This window comes from Pseudomonas sp. S04, assembly GCF_009834545.1.
Classification (GTDB): Bacteria; Pseudomonadota; Gammaproteobacteria; order Pseudomonadales; family Pseudomonadaceae; genus Aquipseudomonas.
In genome coordinates this window covers 2,719,716-2,738,228 of the sequence record NZ_CP019427.1, presented here as the reverse complement: position 1 = coordinate 2,738,228, position 18,513 = coordinate 2,719,716, and the positions used below count along the sequence as shown (strand labels likewise).

General features: G+C 59.6%; 15 protein-coding genes. 7 read left to right on the top strand and 8 right to left on the bottom strand.

The window, feature by feature from the left end:
• Positions 1–221: 221 nt before the first annotated feature.
• The 4 genes from PspS04_RS12335 to PspS04_RS12320 all read right to left on the bottom strand — a co-directional run bounded on the left by PspS04_RS12335 (position 222) and on the right by PspS04_RS12320 (position 7,247).
• Positions 222–2,429 carry an autotransporter outer membrane beta-barrel domain-containing protein gene (locus PspS04_RS12335; protein WP_159995542.1) on the bottom strand — a complete coding sequence of 736 codons (2,208 nt, stop codon included), beginning with the start codon at positions 2,427–2,429 and terminating at the stop codon, positions 222–224.
• Between the two features lie 233 nt (positions 2,430–2,662).
• Positions 2,663–4,660, bottom strand: coding sequence for a hypothetical protein (locus tag PspS04_RS12330; RefSeq protein WP_159995540.1), 1,998 nt, complete (start codon positions 4,658–4,660; stop codon positions 2,663–2,665).
• Between the two features lie 198 nt (positions 4,661–4,858).
• The gene (locus PspS04_RS12325; protein WP_159995538.1) at positions 4,859–6,001 is read right to left on the bottom strand and encodes a glycerate kinase; all 1,143 of its coding nucleotides are present in this window, start codon (positions 5,999–6,001) and stop codon (positions 4,859–4,861) included.
• A 124-nt stretch (positions 6,002–6,125) separates the two neighbouring features.
• Positions 6,126–7,247 (bottom strand): sugar diacid recognition domain-containing protein, encoded by a 1,122-nt coding sequence (locus tag PspS04_RS12320; protein ID WP_159995536.1) that lies wholly within the window; start codon positions 7,245–7,247, stop codon positions 6,126–6,128.
• A gap of 166 nt (positions 7,248–7,413) precedes the next feature.
• Between PspS04_RS12320 and PspS04_RS12315 the strand changes: the two genes are divergently transcribed.
• The 3 genes from PspS04_RS12315 to rarD all read left to right on the top strand — a co-directional run bounded on the left by PspS04_RS12315 (position 7,414) and on the right by rarD (position 10,808).
• Positions 7,414–8,724: an MFS transporter gene (locus PspS04_RS12315; RefSeq protein WP_095168434.1), complete on the top strand. Its 1,311-nt coding sequence runs from the start codon at positions 7,414–7,416 to the stop codon at positions 8,722–8,724.
• Positions 8,725–8,837: 113 nt separating this feature from the next.
• Positions 8,838–9,851 carry an aldo/keto reductase gene (locus tag PspS04_RS12310; protein ID WP_159995534.1) on the top strand — a complete coding sequence of 338 codons (1,014 nt, stop codon included), beginning with the start codon at positions 8,838–8,840 and terminating at the stop codon, positions 9,849–9,851.
• Between the two features lie 75 nt (positions 9,852–9,926).
• Complete coding sequence (rarD, locus tag PspS04_RS12305; RefSeq protein WP_159995532.1) at positions 9,927–10,808, top strand: EamA family transporter RarD; 882 nt, start codon at positions 9,927–9,929, stop codon at positions 10,806–10,808.
• Between the two features lie 63 nt (positions 10,809–10,871).
• Here the strand turns inward: rarD and hppD are convergent, their stop codons facing one another.
• Entirely contained in the window at positions 10,872–11,948 is a 1,077-nt protein-coding gene (gene hppD / locus PspS04_RS12300; RefSeq protein WP_159995530.1) for a 4-hydroxyphenylpyruvate dioxygenase, read from the bottom strand.
• A 247-nt stretch (positions 11,949–12,195) separates the two neighbouring features.
• Positions 12,196–13,137, bottom strand: a complete 942-nt coding sequence (locus PspS04_RS12295; RefSeq protein ID WP_159995528.1) for a DMT family transporter — start codon at positions 13,135–13,137, stop codon at positions 12,196–12,198.
• 78 nt (positions 13,138–13,215) lie between these two features.
• Here PspS04_RS12295 and PspS04_RS12290 point away from each other — a divergent pair, with 78 nt between their 5' ends.
• From PspS04_RS12290 to PspS04_RS12280, 3 genes are all read left to right on the top strand, one after another.
• Positions 13,216–14,088, top strand: a complete 873-nt coding sequence (locus PspS04_RS12290) for a LysR family transcriptional regulator (protein ID WP_159995526.1) — start codon at positions 13,216–13,218, stop codon at positions 14,086–14,088.
• A 115-nt stretch (positions 14,089–14,203) separates the two neighbouring features.
• The gene (locus PspS04_RS12285) at positions 14,204–15,763 is read left to right on the top strand and encodes an EAL domain-containing protein (protein WP_159995524.1); all 1,560 of its coding nucleotides are present in this window, start codon (positions 14,204–14,206) and stop codon (positions 15,761–15,763) included.
• 222 nt (positions 15,764–15,985) lie between these two features.
• A complete protein-coding gene (locus tag PspS04_RS12280; protein ID WP_095168446.1) occupies positions 15,986–16,348 on the top strand; it encodes a histone-like nucleoid-structuring protein, MvaT/MvaU family in 363 nt (120 codons plus the stop codon).
• A gap of 56 nt (positions 16,349–16,404) precedes the next feature.
• On the opposite strand, the gene PspS04_RS27775 is transcribed toward PspS04_RS12280, so the two are convergent.
• Entirely contained in the window at positions 16,405–16,593 is a 189-nt protein-coding gene (locus tag PspS04_RS27775) for a hypothetical protein (protein ID WP_237235034.1), read from the bottom strand.
• On the opposite strand from PspS04_RS27775, the gene PspS04_RS12275 reads away from it, so the two are divergent.
• Positions 16,504–17,700 (top strand): ISL3 family transposase, encoded by a 1,197-nt coding sequence (locus PspS04_RS12275; RefSeq protein WP_237235012.1) that lies wholly within the window; start codon positions 16,504–16,506, stop codon positions 17,698–17,700. The genes PspS04_RS27775 and PspS04_RS12275 overlap by 90 nt on opposite strands.
• 162 nt (positions 17,701–17,862) lie before the next feature.
• Here the strand turns inward: PspS04_RS12275 and PspS04_RS12270 are convergent, their stop codons facing one another.
• Positions 17,863–18,423, bottom strand: coding sequence for a DUF4946 domain-containing protein (locus PspS04_RS12270; RefSeq protein ID WP_159995522.1), 561 nt, complete (start codon positions 18,421–18,423; stop codon positions 17,863–17,865).
• Positions 18,424–18,513 lie beyond the last annotated feature (90 nt).

The following is an 18,513-nucleotide window of genomic DNA, read 5'->3' as shown; positions in this document are numbered from 1 at the left end:
TCCCTTACATAGACGCGAAGGGACACAATGCCTACCCGGCAGGGCCTACTTCACATGAACTATATAAACCGGGATTAGACGACAGTTTGACGCCGTCTGATACTGTCAGAGTTGACAGGTAGGCAGGATAAAAATGCAAACGAACCTGTCACCCTCCCCTAAGGCTTGACTGCGCTCGGACACACGATCAAACCAGAGGGGCACAGGCTGATGCCAGGCGATTACCAGCTGTAGCGCACGCCGACGTTAGCCCCCCACGGCTGATCGATCTTGTCACCCTGGCTGTAATCGAAGTCGGCATGGATCGACACCTTGTCAGTCACCGTCATCGCCACCCCGACACCCAGTTCACCGCGGGAACCGGAAAGGTCGTTGTTGAACACGTTGCTGTTGACCTTGACTTCGTTGTTCTTGGCAAACTCATGTGCATAAGCCGCACGTACATACGGCTGCACTGCCTTGCCTTCACCCAGATTGAAGTTACGTCCGGCGGTGGCACCTACCTTGCCCAGCAAGGAGCGAGTGCTATCGCCCTCGGCAGCCAAACCGTTGTCCAGATCGTAATCCTTGCCTTGAACCATCACGCCCGACAGCTGGGTATACGGCTCAATAAAATAGCCGTCGTCCAGGGTGATGTGCCGGCCGAACTCCACAGAGGCACCAATGCCGCTGTTGTCGTAATCACCTTTGGTTTTTTTGCCATCGCTCAACTGAACATCGGACGAGTTCTGGAAGCGGTTGTACTTGAGGACGCCGTCAACGTAGTAACCGCTCTCGTCATCCAGCCAGGTGGTGTAGGCACCGACATAATAACTGTCGACCTTACCGCTGGTGCCGCGGCCCAGGTCCAGATCGGACTTGCTGTAACCGCCGAGCAGGCCAACCAGCCATTGCCCGTCGCCGATCGGCAGCGGTGCGTCGGCACCGAACGAAATACCCTGCTGAATTTGTTGATAACCGACGCCTGCACTGGCATCGACCTCAAATTTGTTGCCGTAGCCGCGCATCCACCCACCCGCCTTGCCTGCGTCCATCCGCAATTCGCCCATGCGGCTACGCAACGTGCTGAGTTCGCCGTACCAGACGGTTGGCGCTGCATTGAACAGTGCCATGACCGATTGCGTACCAGGGCTGACGACGCGTGTCGTGGTGTCCAGATACCAGTTATTACTGTCTCGCTGAACCAGATCGTAAGAGAACGCGCCCAGGTCGACCGGACCGCCCTGCAACGTAAAATCGGCGTCGCCGCTGCCGATGCGCACCATGTGCAGATTGCTGGTGTCGGAAGGATCTGCACCGCTACTGCTGACGGCGATGCTGTGATTTCCACTGGCAGAGCCCGTCACGTCGAGGAAGTCGACACTGCCGGTGGCGAAATCGGCACCCATGATGAACGTACCGTTGCCGGACAGGTTGCCGACCGACAAGGTGTAGAACTCATTCACATCACCGAACTTGATTGCCCCCCCATTCATCGACAGCGTCGCGATATCACCATCACCCACCATGGCCCAGGTGGCATCGCTATTGATCGTCAGGCGCTCGACATTCTCCAGGTGCCCGGTGAATGTCGCAAAATTTTCCAGCTGCACCGTGGCGGCGCTGCCAGCCTCGACGACCACATTGCCCTCCAGCTGGCTGTTACTCACGAGCAGGTTGGCCAGCCCCCCACCCTTGACTTCAAGCAAGGTGTCGTTACTGGCAGCCAGGGTGGAGTTGTTGCGCACTTCGATATTGGCGGTGGGCGTACTGATATCGAAACCATCGACGAGGATTGCCGAACCGTTTTGTCCGGTGACGCTCGACTGGTTGTCCAGTATCAGTGTGCCGGGGGCCGAGACTTGCGGGTCGAACACCATCAGCACCCCGTTCTTGCCGCCACTGATTGAACTGTCGTTGGCCGTGACATTGCCACTGGACATCAATAGGCCAAATCTGTCCGCGTTAGTACCGTTGAGGGAAGATCGGGTCAGATTCAACTGACTACGCCCGTTGACCAGGCCACCATTGCGCCCGCCCGAAATCGTGCTATCAACCACGCTCACCGTTGAGCTGACCGCGCCATTGTCGCCGGCGGACACTCCCGTAGCATCGACACCGGCAACGATCGTGCTGGAGGTAATGCTCGCCGTACTGCCATGGACTCCGACACCATCGTTGAAACCACTTGCCGTGACCTGACTGCGATCAAGGCTCAAGGTCGAGCCACTGCGAACCTGGATATCGAAGGTACGTGCATCGATTGCGGTCAGGCTGGACTGGTTGCGAAGTAGATAATTGTCCGGAGAGTTACCTGCACCAATCGTTGCATTTTCATTGTTCATATCCCGCGCAAGCGCGTGCGGACTGACCCATAACAACGGTGCAATGGACAATAGTTTGATCGCGCCAGCCAGTTGGCGCACAGCAAAAGGAGTTATCGAAAACATGAAAGGATCACCACGAAATTAGAGTCGCCAGTAGAACGAGTTCATTGCTTCTCACGACGAACTCGGCTTGTACTTACAAAGGCGGCGAACAATATCGAGATACAGCCCCACCGAATGTAGGACTAATCCTGCAATGGAACGGAATCATCCACAGAACCAGACATCCAGCCGTTCAGGTGCAAAAAAGGGGCTGCACGCCCCTCTTGCATCGACATAACGACTCATCTACCCCATTACGGTCTTGGGGGTATCGGGCAGGTGCCTGTACCCGTGCCCAACGCGACATTCAGCGTGGCGTCCGGCGAAGGTGGCGTCACGCCGCTAACCGTATAGCTGACGATGCCCCGACCAATCTGGTCCGACTCGCCGCCGTACAAGGGCAGGATTTTTGTCGCATACGGCCGCACGATCCAGTCAAGACCGTTAACCACTTGCGCCGCAGTCAGGGGTGGGAAGGTATGTTGCAAATCAGTGCCCGCAATGGGGTCGGCAGGGAGCGGACCCGAAGGATCGTAGCCTTTATGCCCCTGCCACTTGACGGTGACTACCACCCCTAACTTCAAGTAGCGGGCGTTGGCCGGAATGTGCACCTTGATCCCGAGGCCCTCCACCGGATCCCAGTCCAACAAGTGACAGAACATGAAACCACCGGCGTTCCCGGGAAATTCCACGACATCCGGGACAATGGTATGGACTTCCACCTTGACCGGCTTGGGCTTGGAATGCTCGGCGTTGATATAGCCAGCACGACGCAGCCAGTAAAACACTGGCAACCCAGGAGCCGTACTGTTACTGCGTTGATCAATCACACTCCACGGGATTGGGAGGACCATCGCCTGACCCGCAACCTCAGTTGTGATGACGTGTACGGGTAACACAGGCAAGTTGTCCCACATCAAGTGGATTTCATCACCGGCGGTCGGCGAGTCGTACAACGCAAACCTGGCCTCGGCGTCATATGTCGCATCCGACAGATTCAGTTCGTCCTTAAGGCCCGATTGGTCACCCCACACCTCAACTTCGTGCAGGTTGGGGTTGGTAATGTCCGGCCAATCTGGGTTAACGGGGCCGATCCTGGAAAAATCCACCTGGACGGTAATGCCTGGTGCGTCGAACGGCCTCAACCCCCGGCGAACCTCATACCTGACCGGGGTGGTTTGCTCGCCTGTAGTCTGGGTGTATTGAGCCAGCAACACCGCCAGCGGAACCTTGACCAACGTTTGCGCACGCGGCACGAGAGGATGGGGCTCGAGTTCCTGAGTCCCCCAGATGAGATGAATTTTGTCGGAGCTCTTACCGTTGGTCACTGCAGGAATCACCACGGTGACCTCTCGAGTGGCGGCGTCGAGTTGATCGATCAAACCGTCGTCGTCTGCCAGCGGTACGCTGGGAGGATCCAGAGGAGCAATGGGTAGCGCTCCGAGCGCAACGTTACGCAGGCGCATCCGGGACAACCGGCCCGGGTTGCCGGCCTTGTCGAACAAGCGGTAGGCACAGAAGACCGGGCCATCGCCAGCGTCCTGAATCCACGGCAAGGGAATTTCGAACAGGCGATTCGCAGGAATAGTGACCGGAACCGGAGTAATCGGCACGATGTCATCCGGGTTGATCGGTTCGACTTTTTGCCAGCCGTAGGAAATCGTGTCGCCCGGCTCATAATCCGCATAGGCGGGTAACTCGACGATTACTTGGTTGCCGTTGGCAGCCAGGTAGACATCGTTGATTTCATTGGTAGCGAGTATGAACTCCGGTGGGTTGAGCAGATCATACGGAGGCGTGCGGTCAATTCTCAGTGGTGCGGTGGTTGACTCTTCGACGAACCCCGGAGCACTCCAGATTTTCAACCTCCATCGGAGATTGAATTTACCTTCAATCTCCTTATCGAACACATCGAGCGTGACCGCCTTGGGGAAATCCGGACGGTTTTGCGGGTAGGGAAACGGTTGCTCCTTGAGCACTTCCCAGACGCCGCTGCCAACCCTGGCCATTTCAATACGAACCGTGTCAGCCTCGTTGGGGATCGGCACAAGATTATCCCAAGCCGGAATATTCACCACCAGCGGCTGGTCATTGCTCACCGCCGGTCGCAGTCCCTCAGTATCTCCCGGCATCAAGCCGTTCACGGTAAGGGGGTCGAGCGGCCCCGCGGTTGGGGCATCACGCTGGGCCAACCGTTCGCGATTGGCCCAGCGCACCTGCTCGGCATTTAGCTGCTTGTCTGAACGTGCCATGTGCTTTCTCCAGTACTGTTCATAGTCAACCGTGACCTGAGCCAAGGCGATGAAACCTGTCTGGCAGTTCGAACTTCGAAAGCACTGCACACTACGCCTTATCGTTCTGCCGGACCTGAGCGACCCGGAGCAAATTAGGCACTAGTTTTTTATCTGCCGATAGCTGTCAGAGTTGACAGGTACCCGCTGTGTGGAGGGTCATGCCTGGCGCAACGCCAACCGCCAGACCCGGGCAATATCCCGTGCCCGCTCACGCAATAGTTGCGCGGCATTGGCACACGCCCGAGCCAGGCTTGTTGGCCCGGAAGGTAACGCAAAGGCGGCATCGACCCCCTGTTCATACATCTGCTCGTAACCCTCGCCCAGGGTGCCGGCGATCACGATCACCGGTACACGGTTTTGGCGGGCGATACGCGCCACCCCGAAAGGGGTCTTGCCCCTTAGCGTCTGCGCATCAAAGCAACCTTCGCCGGTGATCACCAGATCGGCTCCCCGCACGGCGTCCGCCAACCCGACCAGTTCAGCCACGACTTCCACGCCAGGACGAAATTGCGCGTTCAAAAACGCCTTGGCTGCAAACCCCAGGCCCCCCGCCGCACCGCTGCCGGGTTCGTCACGCAGGTCCTTGCCTAGCACGCGCGCGCAACGATCGGCAAAGTGCCCCAGGGCAAGATCGAGTTGGTGCACCTGCTCAGGCGAAGCACCTTTCTGTGGGCCGAAAATCGCTGAGGCGCCATGGGGGCCGCAGAGTGGATTGTCGACGTCGGCGGCGATCTCGAAACGGACCTCGGCCAGGCGCGAGTCGATGCCCTTGAGTTCAATACGGGCCAGGTCTTCGAGCGCCAGGCCACCGTGACGGATCGCTTGCCCCTGGGCATCGTTCAAGCGCACGCCCAACGCCTGCATCGCGCCCGCTCCACCGTCATTGGTGGCACTGCCGCCAATGGCCAGGATGATACGTCGGGCACCCGCATCCAGCGCCGCACGAATCAACTCGCCGGTGCCAAAGGTGCTGCTGATGCACGCATCACGCTGCTCCAGCGGAACCAATTGCAGACCGCTGGCTTCGGCCATCTCGATGATTGCAGTGTGGCTGTCGGGCAACCAGCCCCAACGGGCCTCGACCGGTTCGCCCAATGGCCCTTGCACCCGGGTACTGCGCAACTCGCCAGCGCAGGCCGCGAGAATCGCCTCGACCGTGCCTTCACCGCCGTCGGCCATCGGACATTTGACCAACTGTGCATCCGGCCAGACCTCGGCCAGCCCCTGGGCAATGGCATCCGCCACCCCAATAGCACTCAGGCTGTCCTTGAACGAGTCGGGGGCGATGACGATCTTCATGTGATTTCTCCGGTTGTTATGCAGAGCATGCTGCCAGTTGCCCCAGACGATGACGCCAGTCCGCTGCACAAGGGTGGAGGGGGTTTATTGTTCATTTCTACAAAACCCAACTCAAGCCCTGCTCCTACACGTCTGCGCAGGGTTGGGGCAACAGCTGCACACCGAGGTACAGCGCCAACATGCCATCCAGCCGCAGCGGATCGACTCCGCTGAGTTCGGCCACCCGCTCCATGCGATAGCGCAGGCTGTTGCGGTGGATCCCCAGGGCATCGGCACAGGCCTGGCTTTGGCCATCGTGCTCGCACCAACTGCGCAAGGTCGCCAGCAACTGCCCGTTGCTATCCTTGGCGATGACCTTGCGCAAGGGGCTGAGTAGCTCATCCAGCGCATCATCGTTGCGATGGCGCCAGAGCATCACCGGCAGGCGGTAGCGGTTGAGGGTCAACAAACGACTGTGCGGCAATACATCGCGACCGTAGGCCAGCAAGTCGCCAACCCGCCGATAGCAGCGGCGCAAGCCCTGCAGACCGTCGGCCTGGCCACCGACCGCAATGCGCAGGATGTTCCAGCCCAGGCCATCGAGTTTTTCCAACAAGCGCTCGTTCTCCACCGTATGAGTGGTCGGGCGGCACCACAGCAACGAGGACTTGGCCGAACTGACGCACCAGCTATCGGGGTAGCGCGAACTCAGCCAGGCACTCAAGGCTTCGACGGTCTGGCCGTTGCCGTGTTCCAGGCCCAATTCAAACAAATAGGGGGTACGTGCCAATTGCGGCTTGAGGCCCATTTGCTGGGCTTCGTCGATCAACCGCGGCGAGTCCCCCGCCTCACTGAGCAATAGCGCCAACAGATCATCGCAGCGCTGGCGGCGCCATTGCTGCTCGGCCTGCTGGTTGCGCTGGGCCACCAGCATTTCGGCGGTCATGCGCACCAACTCGGCGTAGGTGCGCAGTTGCTCGGGTTCACCGGTGATGCCGAGTACGCCGATCAGGCGCTGATCGAGGAGCAACGGCAGGTTGATCCCCGGCTGCACGCCCTTGAGGTGCACTGCCGTCTGGGCGTCGATTTCCACTACCCGACCATTGGCCAGCACCAACTGCGCGCCTTCATGCCGGGTGTTGACCCGCTCCGGCTCGCCACTGCCCAGGATCAGCCCCTGGCTGTCCATGACGTTGACGTTGTAGGGCAGAATGGCCATCGCCCGGTCGACGATATCCTGGGCCAGGTCGTGATCAAGTTCGAACATGAGGGGTATTCCTGGAAAAGCTAGGGCTTTGGTTGTTCACCCGCACAGGCGCTTGGCGTAATCGCTGTGCTCAGGCACAAAGACATCCGCCAATGGGTGACCGAGACTCTGCATGCGGTCACGTTACCCTCGCACCGCAAAAAATCATAATAAAGAGAGACCCGCCATGTCACAGAGCGCCGCTGCCACCCTGGCCACCGATGACGATAAAAACGCCGTCTACAAGCGCATTACCCTGCGCCTGATCCCCTTCATCTTCATTTGCTACCTGTTCAACTACCTGGACCGGGTCAACGTTGGCTTCGCCAAGTTGCAGATGCTCGATGCGCTGAAATTCAGCGAAACCGTGTACGGCCTTGGGGCCGGGATTTTTTTCATCGGTTACGTGCTGTGCGGCGTACCGAGCAACCTGGCGCTGACCCGCTTCGGCCCACGGCGCTGGATTGCGCTGATGATGATCACCTGGGGCACGTTGTCCACCTGCCTGCTGTTCGTCACCACGCCCACCGAGTTTTATACCCTGCGCCTGTTCACCGGCGCCGCCGAAGCCGGGTTCTTCCCGGGCGTGGTGCTGTACCTCTCGCAGTGGTTCCCGACCTTCCGTCGTGGCCGCATCATGGCGCTGTTCATGTCGGCGATCCCGGTCTCGGGTCTGCTCGGCAGCCCGTTCTCCGGCTGGATCCTCAACCACTTCGCCGCGGGCCAAGGTGGCCTCGCCGGCTGGCAGTGGATGTTCCTGCTGCAGGGCATTCCGACGGTAATCCTCGGTGCACTGGCGTACTTTCTGCTCAGTGACGACTTCGCCAGCGCCAAATGGCTCAAGCCGCACGAGCGTGCGGTGCTTGAGGCGGACCAGGCAATCGACCGCGCCAACAAGCCGAAGACGGCCACCGACTCGCTGCTGGCCGTGTTCAAGAATCCGGCGATCTGGGCGTTCGGCCTGATCTACTTCTGCATCCAGAGCGGCGTTTACGCGATCAACTTCTGGCTGCCGTCGATCATCAAGAACCTCGGTTTCAGCGACAACCTGGTGATCGGTTGGCTCAGTGCGATTCCCTACCTGCTGGCGGCGGTGTTCATGCTGCTGGTCGGACGCTCGGCGGACCTGCACAAGGAGCGCCGCTGGCACTTGGTGGTGCCGATGCTGATGGGCGCGCTGGGCTTGCTGATCGCGGTCAACTTTGCCGCTCACCCGGCCATCGCGATTCTCGGCCTGACCATCGCCACCATGGGCGCCCTCACCGGCCTGCCAATGTTCTGGCCCGTGCCAACCGCCATGCTCAGCGCCGGTGCCGCCGCCGGTGGTCTGGCGCTGATCAACTCCATGGGGCAGATGGCCGGCTTCCTCAGCCCGTACCTGGTGGGCTGGGTCAAGGACACCAGTGGCTCCACCGATGCCGCGCTGTATGTGCTGGCCGCGGTGATTGTCGGCGGTAGCCTGCTGGCGTTACGCATGACCCGCACCCTGCGCGTCTGACCCCGTCCACGGTGGGAGCGGGTTGCCCGCACCCACCATTGGATAATTGCGGTTGCCCACATCGCCCTTCTGGTATTTGATTGAGCCTTTCCCACCGGTAAAAGGAATTCGTCATGAGCTACCGCACACTGGGCCATTCCGGACTGCAAGTGTCTACGCTGACCCTGGGCACCATGATGTTTGGCGAGCAGACCAGCACCGAAGACTCGCTGCGAATCATCGACAAAGCCTGGGATCAAGGCATCAATTTCATCGACACCGCCGACGTCTACACCAATGGTCGCTCCGAGGAAATCGTCGGTGAGGCGATTGCCGGCAACCGGCATGAGTGGGTGGTGGCGTCCAAGGTCGGCTTTGGCCCGGTGGACGGCCTGCCGAATCGCAGCGGCCTGAGCCGCAAGCACATTTTCAACGGGATCGATGCCAGCCTGACCCGCCTGGACACCGACTACCTGGACATCTATTACCTGCACCGCGAAGACCACAACACCCCGCTGCACGTCACGGTGTCGGCCATTGGCGACCTGATTCGCCAGGGCAAGATCCGCTATTGGGGTCTGTCCAATTATCGTGGCTGGCGCATCGCCGAGGTGATTCGCGTGGCCGAGCAACTGGGCGTCGACCGGCCGGTGATCAGCCAGCCGCTGTACAACATCGTCAACCGCCAGGCCGAAACCGAACAGATCACCGCCGCCAACGCCTACGGCCTTGGGGTCGTGCCCTACAGCCCGCTGGCTCGTGGCGTGCTCAGCGGCAAGTACGCCCCCGACATTCGCCCCGACGCCAACAGCCGCGCCGGCCGCCAGGACAAACGTATCCTGGAGACCGAATGGCGGGTCGAGTCGCTGCGCATCGCCCAGCAGATCCAGGCCTACACCGAGCAACGTGGCGTCGGCATGGTCGAGTTCGCCATTGCCTGGGTCCTGAACAACGCCGCGGTGACCTCGGCCATCGTCGGCCCACGCACCGAAGAACAGTGGGACGCCTACACCAAGGCCCAGGACGTGAAGATCAGCGCCGAGGACGAAGCCTTCATCGATTCACTGGTGACCCCAGGGCATGCCTCGACACCGGGGTTCAATGATGTGAGCCATTTTGTCTCGGGGCGCAAGGCACTGAGTAGCTGAGGCCATTGCAACGATATTCGTCGCTCAAACCACGTATCCTTCCCCTCTGTTTATGTTCAGTGTCGCGAGGACAGCTTGTCTAAAGGAATTGCTCTATCGGTGTCGGCCTCGGTGCTGTTTGCCGTCATGTATTTCTACACCTCACTGCTATCGCCGCTCGACGGTGTGGAAATTTTCGGCTGGCGCATGCTGCTGACGGTGCCGTGCATGACGGTGTTCATGCTGGTATCCGGTGAGTGGCAGCGGGTCGTGGAGATCCTGCGGCGGCTGGCAGCCAAACCGCTGCTGCTCGGTGGCTTGCTGGTGTCCTCTGCCCTGCTGGGCGTCCAACTGTGGCTATTCATGTGGGCACCGTTGAACGGCCATAGCCTGGATGTGTCCCTGGGGTATTTCCTGCTGCCACTGACCATGGTGCTGACCGGCCGCATCGTCTACGGCGAGCGCCTGTCGTACCTGCAGAAAATTGCCGCGAGCCTGGCGACCCTGGGCGTGCTCAATGAGTTGTACCAGGTGGGCAGCTTTTCCTGGGCGACCATGCTGGTGGCCATCGGTTACCCGACTTACTTCGTGTTGCGCCGACGCCTGGCGGCTGACAACCTCGGCGGCCTGTGGCTGGACATGGCGCTGCTGCTGCCAGTGGCGTACTGGTTCGTGCACAACGGCGCACAAGGCTTCGGCGTGTTCGACCAGTACCCTTGGCTAACGCTGCTGATTCCCGTGCTCGGGATCATCAGTGCCTCGGCCCTGGTGGTCTACATCATCGCCAGCCGCCTGCTGCCGTTCAGCCTGTTCGGGCTGCTCAGCTATGTCGAGCCGGTGCTGTTGCTGGGGGTGGCACTGCTGCTGGGAGAAAGCATCAAGGCGGGGGAATGGCTGACCTACATCCCGATCTGGCTGGCGGTGCTGGTCCTGGTGTTCGAGGGCTTCAAGCACCTGGTGCGCCAACGCAGGCCTTAAGCACACCTGAAACAAATGTGGGAGCGAGCTTGCTCGCTCCCACAGTTTTATCGGTGTAAGGGCTTAGTCCGTGGAGAGAACACCACGGCGCACCTGGTCACGTTCGATCGACTCGAACAGCGCCTTGAAGTTGCCTTCACCAAAACCATCGTCGCCTTTACGCTGGATGAATTCGAAGAACACCGGGCCCATCAGGGTTTCCGAGAAGATCTGCAACAGCAGGCGCTTGTCGCCGGCCTCGGACGAACCGTCCAGCAGGATCCCGCGGGCCTGCAACTCGCCGACCGGTTCGCCGTGGTTCGGCAGACGGCCTTCGAGCATTTCGTAGTAGGTATCTGGCGGCGCAGTCATGAAGCGCATGCCGATGCTTTTCAGGTGATCCCAAGTCTTGATCAGGTCATCGGCCAGGAAAGCAACGTGCTGGATGCCTTCGCCGTTGAACTGCATCAGGAACTCTTCGATCTGCCCGGCACCCTTGGAGGACTCTTCGTTCAGCGGGATGCGGATCATGCCATCGGGAGCGGTCATGGCCTTGGAGGTCAGACCGGTGTATTCGCCCTTGATGTCGAAGTAGCGGATCTCGCGGAAGTTGAACAGCTTCTCGTAGAAGTTCGCCCAGTAGGCCATGCGGCCGCGGTACACGTTGTGAGTCAGGTGGTCGATGATCTTCAGGCCGGCACCGACCGGGTTGCGGTCGACACCTTCGATGAACACGAAGTCGATGTCGTAGATCGAGCTGCCTTCACCAAAACGGTCGATCAGGTACAGCGGCGCGCCGCCGATGCCCTTGATGGCCGGCAGGTTCAGCTCCATCGGGCCGGTCTCGATGTGGATCGGCTGGGCGCCGAGTTCCAGGGCCCGGTTGTAGGCCAGTTGCGAATCCTTGACGCGGAACGCCATGCCACACACGGACGGACCGTGTTCGGCGGCGAAGTACGAGGCGACGCTGTTGGGTTCGTTGTTGAGGATCAGGTTGATCGCGCCCTGGCGATACAGGTGCACGTTCTTGGAGCGGTGGGTAGCGACCTTGGTGAAGCCCATGATCTCGAAGATCGGCTCAAGGGTGTTCGGGGTTGGCGATGCGAATTCGATGAACTCGAAGCCCATCAGGCCCATTGGGTTTTCGTATAAATCTGCCATGGTTGACGCCTCATCATGCTTTTAATAATTAACTGATCGTTAGTCGTGAGCACTGCTGAGACGCGCGGGTGGCGCGCAGGAGATGCCTCGCACACTGCGGGCGAGAAAATCACCGTAGATCAATTGGAACCCAAATATCTTCATTGTCGACCCAAGGCTTTTGTGGGCGAGGCTTCTGCTGTCAGAAGACTTATTCTTATATGCGTAAACCGATTCTACACAGCGTAAAACAATTTGTCCGCCTTCTCTATAAAATCCGCCTTTTTGCCGTCGCTGCAAAGGCTTTGTTGCACAGGTAGATACCCAGCAGGATGACCGCCCCGCCCAGGTACATCGCACCCGTCATCGGTTCGCCGAGCAGCAGCGCGCCGAGGATCACCGCGGTCAGTGGGTTCAACGCGATAAACGCGCCACTGCGGGTGGCGCCAATCCGGCGAATGCCGTCGTAATACCAGATATAGGCCAGCGCCGAACCCAGCACACCCAAGTACAGCAGGCTGATCACTTGCCCCGGGGGCAACTGCGCAAGGACCTGCCACTGGACTTCGCCGCGCACCGCGCAGGTCAGCCATAACATCAAGGTGCCCAGGACCACCGAGTAAGTCACGGTGTGCAGCGGGCCCAGCGCTTGGTTCAGCCCCCTGGAGAACAACGAATAGACACCCCAGCCCAGCACGCAGCCGAGCAGCAGCAGGTCGCCAAGCCAAGCCCCGCCGGTGAACACCGACTGATCGCCACTGACGATCACCAGCCCCGCACCGCCGAGACACAGGAGGATGCCGACGACCTTGCTGGCACTAAGGCGCTCCTTGAACAGCAACCAGGACGCCAGCCCGATCACTGCCGGGTTCAAGGCGACAATCAGCGATGCGCGGGACGCGTGGATATACTGCAGACCGTAAAAGAAACACAGGTTGTAGACGTAGATGCCGAAGAACCCCAACAGTCCCAATTGCAGCCATTGCCGGCCGCTCGGCCGAGCCAGGGGGATGCGGGCCAACCCCATGAACAGCAGCAGCGCCAGGCTCGCCAGCGCAAAGCGCAAACTCGCGGCAAACAATGGGCTCAGCGAACCCGCCAGGTAGCGTCCGGCGACAAAAGTTCCGCCCCAGAGCATGGTGACGCTGGCGAGCTTCAGGTACACCGGGACATCCGCACCACGCCAACCACTCTGGACAAGACTTTTCATGCAGGCTCCTGGGACATGACAGGGTTGATGGCTTATTCTTCCCGTCATGATCGATCATCGTAAAATGAGTCTTTACTCATGACCCTGAGCCAACTCGAGATCTTTTCCCTGGTCGCCGAGCTGCAAGGCTTCACCAGCGCAGCCCACCGCCTGGGCATCAGCCAGTCGGCGGTGTCCCATGCCATCAAGGCCCTGGAGCAGGAACTGGGTGTCGAGCTGCTCAGGCGCCAGCAGTCCCAGGTCGAACTCAGCGACATCGGCCAGCAGTTACTGGTGCGTGCCCGCGCCATGCTCGGCCTCGCCAGCACCCTGCGCCAGGAGGCCGCCGACGCCCGCGGAATGAAAAGTGGCACGCTGCGCATCGGTTCTTTTGGCCCGACGGCGTCGATCGGCCTGCTGCCGAAAATCCTGCCGCAGTACCGGGCGGCCTATCCCGGTATCGAGGTGCACATCGATGAAGGCCCCGACCGGCAGGTGTTGCAGTGGCTGGATGAGCGGCGGATCGATGTCGGTTTCGTGGTGCTGCCCGAAGAGCGTTTCGACACCTTCCCCTTGGTCGAGGACCAGATGGTCGCGCTTATCCCCGTCGGACATGCCCTGGCCCGCCGTGACAGCCTGACGCTGCGCGAGCTGTGCGACGATCCGTTCATCCTCACCGAGGCCGGTTCTGCAGAACTGGTGACACGCCTGTTCAGCGCGGCACGGCTGAGCCCCGACATCCGTTATCGCTGTTCGCAATTGCTCAGCACCCTGGCAACCGTGAGTCGGGGTGAAGCACTGACCCTGGTTGCCGAACGCTCGCTACCCGACACCCCGCAGGCGCATTACGTGAAGCGGCCGCTGTCTCCGATGGTCAAGCGCCAGGTGGGTCTGGCGGTGCTGGATCAACGCCAATGCTCGCCCGCCACCCTGGCGTTCATCAAACTGGCAACGGGATTGTCCTTGAGTTGAACAACACAATCGCCCAGTGCCATCTATCATCCCCGCTATGCAATCTCTTCATGGAAGGCAAGGCGTTGCCGCACCTGCATTTGAGAGCCCATCCCCGCAGTCCCAGGTTTGCCCAATGCCATTGACCTTAAAGCGCCGGCGTAAAAGCGCCTACCGTAACGCCATCACCGTGCTGGTGGCCCTGGTGCCCGTGGTGCTGGGCGGCGCCATTTTGTACATGCAAGCCGAAAGCCGACTGAGCCAGAGCACGCACCAGACCGCCGAGGAAGCCGTTCGCCAGTTTGACCTGATGCTCGACAACACCGCCCACGCGGCCCAGCTCCTGCTGCCGCTGGCCGGGCAGCCCTGTGCGGACGTCAAGCTGGCCCTGCGTGAGCAAGTGACCCGCCGGCCCTTCGTGCGCTCCACCAACCTGGTGTGGGACAACAATCTGTACTGCAGCTCGTTGTTTGGCGAGTTCGAGGAGAAGGTCGACCCGGGCGAGTACACCCACGGCAAGTTGTGGTTGATGAACGGCAATCCGGTAACGCCCAACACCGCCCTGTTGGTGTTCCGCCAGAGCGAGGGCCGACAAGGCGCACTGACCACGCTCGATGGCTACCACCTGAGCAACGTGCTGCGCCTGATCGGGCGCCAGACCCTGTTGTTGCTGCAGGTCGGTGACAATTGGTTGTCGGCCGACGGCCAGGTCCATGAGGGCGCCCTGCCCGAACTGCCGGTGGCACGCAATTACCTGGAATCGTCACGCTATGCCTTTAAAGTGGAGGCCGGATTCCCCGAGGGGGAAACCTGGCGCTACATGGTCAGCGAGTACCCACCACTGTTCAGCCTGCTGATATTTTTTGGCGCCATCGCCGGCACCCTCGCCCACTGGCTGCAAAAACGCTCGACATCACCCAGCCTGGAGTTGCAGCGGGCCATGGAGGCCAGGGAGTTTGTGCCGTACTTTCAACCGGTGGTGCATGGTGACAGCAAGGGTTGGGCCGGCACCGAGGTGCTGATGCGCTGGAACCACCCCAAGGATGGCCTGGTACGCCCGGACCTGTTCATTCCCTTTGCCGAGCACTCGGGGCTGATCGTGCCGATGACGCGCTCGTTGATGCAGCAGACCGCCGCAGTGCTCGGCCCGCAGGCCCGTCATTTCGGCGAACGCTTTCATATCGGCATCAACATCACCGCCAGCCATTGCCAGGACCTTGACCTGGTGGCTGACTGCCGCGAGTTCCTGGCGGCTTTCCCGCCCGGCAAGGTCGCGCTGGTCCTGGAGCTCACCGAACGCGAGCTGATCGAACCCACGGCCATCACCCACCAACTGTTCGAACAGTTGCATGGACTGGGCGTGATGATCGCCATCGATGATTTTGGTACCGGCCACTCCAGCCTGGGTTACTTGCGCCAGTTCAATGTGGACTTCCTGAAAATCGACCAGAGTTTTGTCGCAATGATCGGCGTGGACGCGCTGTCGCGGCATATTCTGGACAGCATCATCGAACTCTCCGGCAAACTCGACTTGGGGATAGTCGCCGAAGGGGTCGAAACACTAGAACAGAGTGAATATCTTGCAGGTCATGGGGTGAACTTCCTGCAGGGCTACCTGTATGGCCGACCGATGCCCGCTGGCGAATTCATTATCGAACTGAACAAACACTTGGCGGTTGAGCAAAACGCCCTGTAAAAACCATTACTGAGCGGTCGGCGCACCAAATTGCATCAAACAGCGGAGCTGCGTTACATAAATAAAAAGACATGATTTACTCGGAGTGAATTAACTACTACAATTTTTCCTGCCTGCGCAAGATTGCCAGGTGCGCCACTCTCACCGAGTCGCTTCAAGGCTCTTGGCTTATAGCTTTGTTTGCGGTTGGTCTCAGCCAAACACACTATTGGAGTAAAGATATTGTCCAGACTCGCTGAATTTCGTGCAGCTGAAAAGGCCCTTCAAGAGCAGCTTGCGCAGCTGGAATCACTGAAGAACGACGCCGGGCTGAAGAAAGAAATCGAATTCGAAGAGAAGCTTCAGGGCTTGATGAAAACCTATGGCAAGAGCCTGCGCGACATTATCGCCATCCTCGACCCCAACGCCAAGGCTAGCCTGCAGCCAGCCGCGGCACCCAAGACCCGCCGCGCCCGCGTGGTCAAGGTGTACCAAAACCCGCACACTGGCGAACTGATCGAAACCAAAGGCGGCAATCACCGCGGCCTGAAAGCCTGGAAGGAACAATACGGCGCCAGCACCGTTGATTCCTGGCTGCGTGCTTGAGGGCCATGAACCTCACCTTGAAAAGCCCTGCCAACGCAGGGCTTTTTTTAGGTTCTTCACGGAATCCCGGGAAACACAGAAACAAGAACGCCGATTTGATTGATGATGTTCGTGCGAGCAAACACATCTAACAAAACGGCGTTCTTATGCGCGATATTAATACTTTCCTTCCTTTTTGGGAGGGCTTTTCTGTCGTCACCATCAAGCCTGATGGCGACGCGCTTCAGATCGACCTGATTCCCCACGCCACCCGGTTCCCTTCCTGTAGCGGCTGCCAAAAACCCTGTTCAACCACGCATGAGTATTGCGAGCGGACCGTCCGCGATTTACCGATTCTCGGCCGTGCGGTGCGCCTCAGCGTGTTGCTCAGGCGTGTTGGCTGTCGTGACTGCGGTAAACGTATGGAGGCCGTCAGTTGGCTGGACCGCTATGCCCGCATGACGCGGCGTCTGGCCGAGGCGGTCATTCAAGCCTGCGAGCGCCTTCCCACACTGCACGTGGCTCAACTGTTTGGGCTGCACTGGGACACCGTTCGGTTGCTGGAGCGTCGAGCCTTGCAAGCGGCGTTGAGCGTTTTGCCAAAGGCGCAACCGCGACGTCTGGTGATGGACGAGTTCGCCCTGTTCAAAGGTCATCGTTACGCCAGCGTGGTGCTGGATGCGGATACACGACGAGTGCTGTGGATCGGTGAAGGTCGCAGCCGAGCAGCGATCAGGCCTTTCTTCGAAGAACTGGGGCCAGAGGGTTGTGCTCGAATCGAAGCGGTGGCGATGGACATGAACACCGCTTTTGACCTGGAGGTTCGTCAGCACTGTCCCAACGCGCGAGTGGTCTACGACCTCTTCCATGTGGTGGCCAAATATGGCCGAGAGGTGATTGATCGGGTCCGCGTCGACGAGGCTAACCGGTTGCGTCACGACAAGCCTGCCCGCAAGGTCATCAAGCAGGCGCGATGGCTGTTGCTGCGCAATCCGCAGAACTTGAAAACGCCGGAACAACAGGTCCGCCTGGAGGATCTACTGGCGGCCAACCAAGCGTTGATGACGGTCTACTTGATGAAGGCTGAACTCAAAACACTCTGGACCCCGAGTACTGCCTGGGGTTGGCGATCGGCCTGGAAGCAATGGCTGCGCCATGCGCACGAAAGCGAAATACCAGCTCTGATCCAGTTCGCCAAACGGCTAAAGGGTTACTGGCGGGGCATCGTCAGCCGGGTTCGCTGGCCGATGCACACCGGTCAGTTGGAAGGAATAAACAATCGAATAAAGGTCATCAAGCGGATGGCGTACGGTTACCGGGACAGCGAATTCTTTTTCATGAAGATCAAGAGCGTCTTTCCCGGTAATCCGTGAAGAACCTTTTTTTATGCCACACGAATTTTAAGTAACGAAGCTCGCCGATCTAGCGAAAAAAACCGCTAACTACCATGGGGCGACACAATTAACTTTGTAGTTAGTCCTTACGGCCAAAGAACTGGCCACCCGCCATTGCGTCGTGAACACTGCAATCGGGAACTAAAGTTTCAAACTTTCACGCAGCGCCTGTATTTCTTTCTGACTTGCTGCGTACGCATCGGCTTGTCCGGCGTAGGAAAAAACATAGGCTTTATCTGCCTCTACCGCGGCCACTAGTGTTTGCGACAATACATGACGCCCGTTCTGGGTAATGGTACAGGTGGTTTCCAGGGCAGCCAGGCGACTCAATGTAGCCGGATGAATCTTGTTGCACACACTCTGGTAGCCGCCCTGAAAGAAGTCCTTCTGGATCGACTTGCGCATTTCCAGCAACACCCCCTGCAAGTTGACCACATGCCCGACCTCAACCTGGGTCATGGTCAACTCCATGACCAGTATCGTGTCACCGTTCTCATCGTTTTTCACTGCGCGCTGGCGTGAAACCTTCGCCGGCGCCTCGCTCGGCGCGGTTTCCGGCGCGGGTTCCGGCGCGGCTTCTGGCTCCAGGGCCTGGGCCTGCCATCCATCAGGCCAGGTGATCTCGGCGAGCTGGGGTTGCGCAGCAGCAGCGGCGGCAAACAGACCGGTTAACAGCAACAGGGATCGAATGGTTCGGATCATCAGGCAAGACACTGGCGAGGAAAGGCCCAAAGTCTGACCCCGACCGGGCCCGCAGGCAATAGCCGGAGCTTTGTGCATTGGCCCGGCACC

Bases quoted from the DNA above. Each gene is read 5' to 3' on its own strand.
- PspS04_RS12285 (WP_159995524.1), top strand. From the start codon at position 14,204: ATGCCATTGACCTTAAAGCGCCGGCGTAAAAGCGCCTACCGTAACGCC.
- PspS04_RS12325 (WP_159995538.1), bottom strand. From the start codon at position 6,001: ATGAAGATCGTCATCGCCCCCGACTCGTTCAAGGACAGCCTGAGTGCT.
- PspS04_RS12320 (WP_159995536.1), bottom strand. From the start codon at position 7,247: ATGTTCGAACTTGATCACGACCTGGCCCAGGATATCGTCGACCGGGCG.
- PspS04_RS12310 (WP_159995534.1), top strand. From the start codon at position 8,838: ATGAGCTACCGCACACTGGGCCATTCCGGACTGCAAGTGTCTACGCTG.
- PspS04_RS12335 (WP_159995542.1), bottom strand. From the start codon at position 2,429: ATGTTTTCGATAACTCCTTTTGCTGTGCGCCAACTGGCTGGCGCGATC.
- hppD (WP_159995530.1), bottom strand. From the start codon at position 11,948: ATGGCAGATTTATACGAAAACCCAATGGGCCTGATGGGCTTCGAGTTC.
- PspS04_RS12295 (WP_159995528.1), bottom strand. From the start codon at position 13,137: ATGAAAAGTCTTGTCCAGAGTGGTTGGCGTGGTGCGGATGTCCCGGTG.
- PspS04_RS12315 (WP_095168434.1), top strand. From the start codon at position 7,414: ATGTCACAGAGCGCCGCTGCCACCCTGGCCACCGATGACGATAAAAAC.
- PspS04_RS12290 (WP_159995526.1), top strand. From the start codon at position 13,216: ATGACCCTGAGCCAACTCGAGATCTTTTCCCTGGTCGCCGAGCTGCAA.
- PspS04_RS12330 (WP_159995540.1), bottom strand. From the start codon at position 4,660: ATGGCACGTTCAGACAAGCAGCTAAATGCCGAGCAGGTGCGCTGGGCC.
- PspS04_RS12270 (WP_159995522.1), bottom strand. From the start codon at position 18,423: ATGATCCGAACCATTCGATCCCTGTTGCTGTTAACCGGTCTGTTTGCC.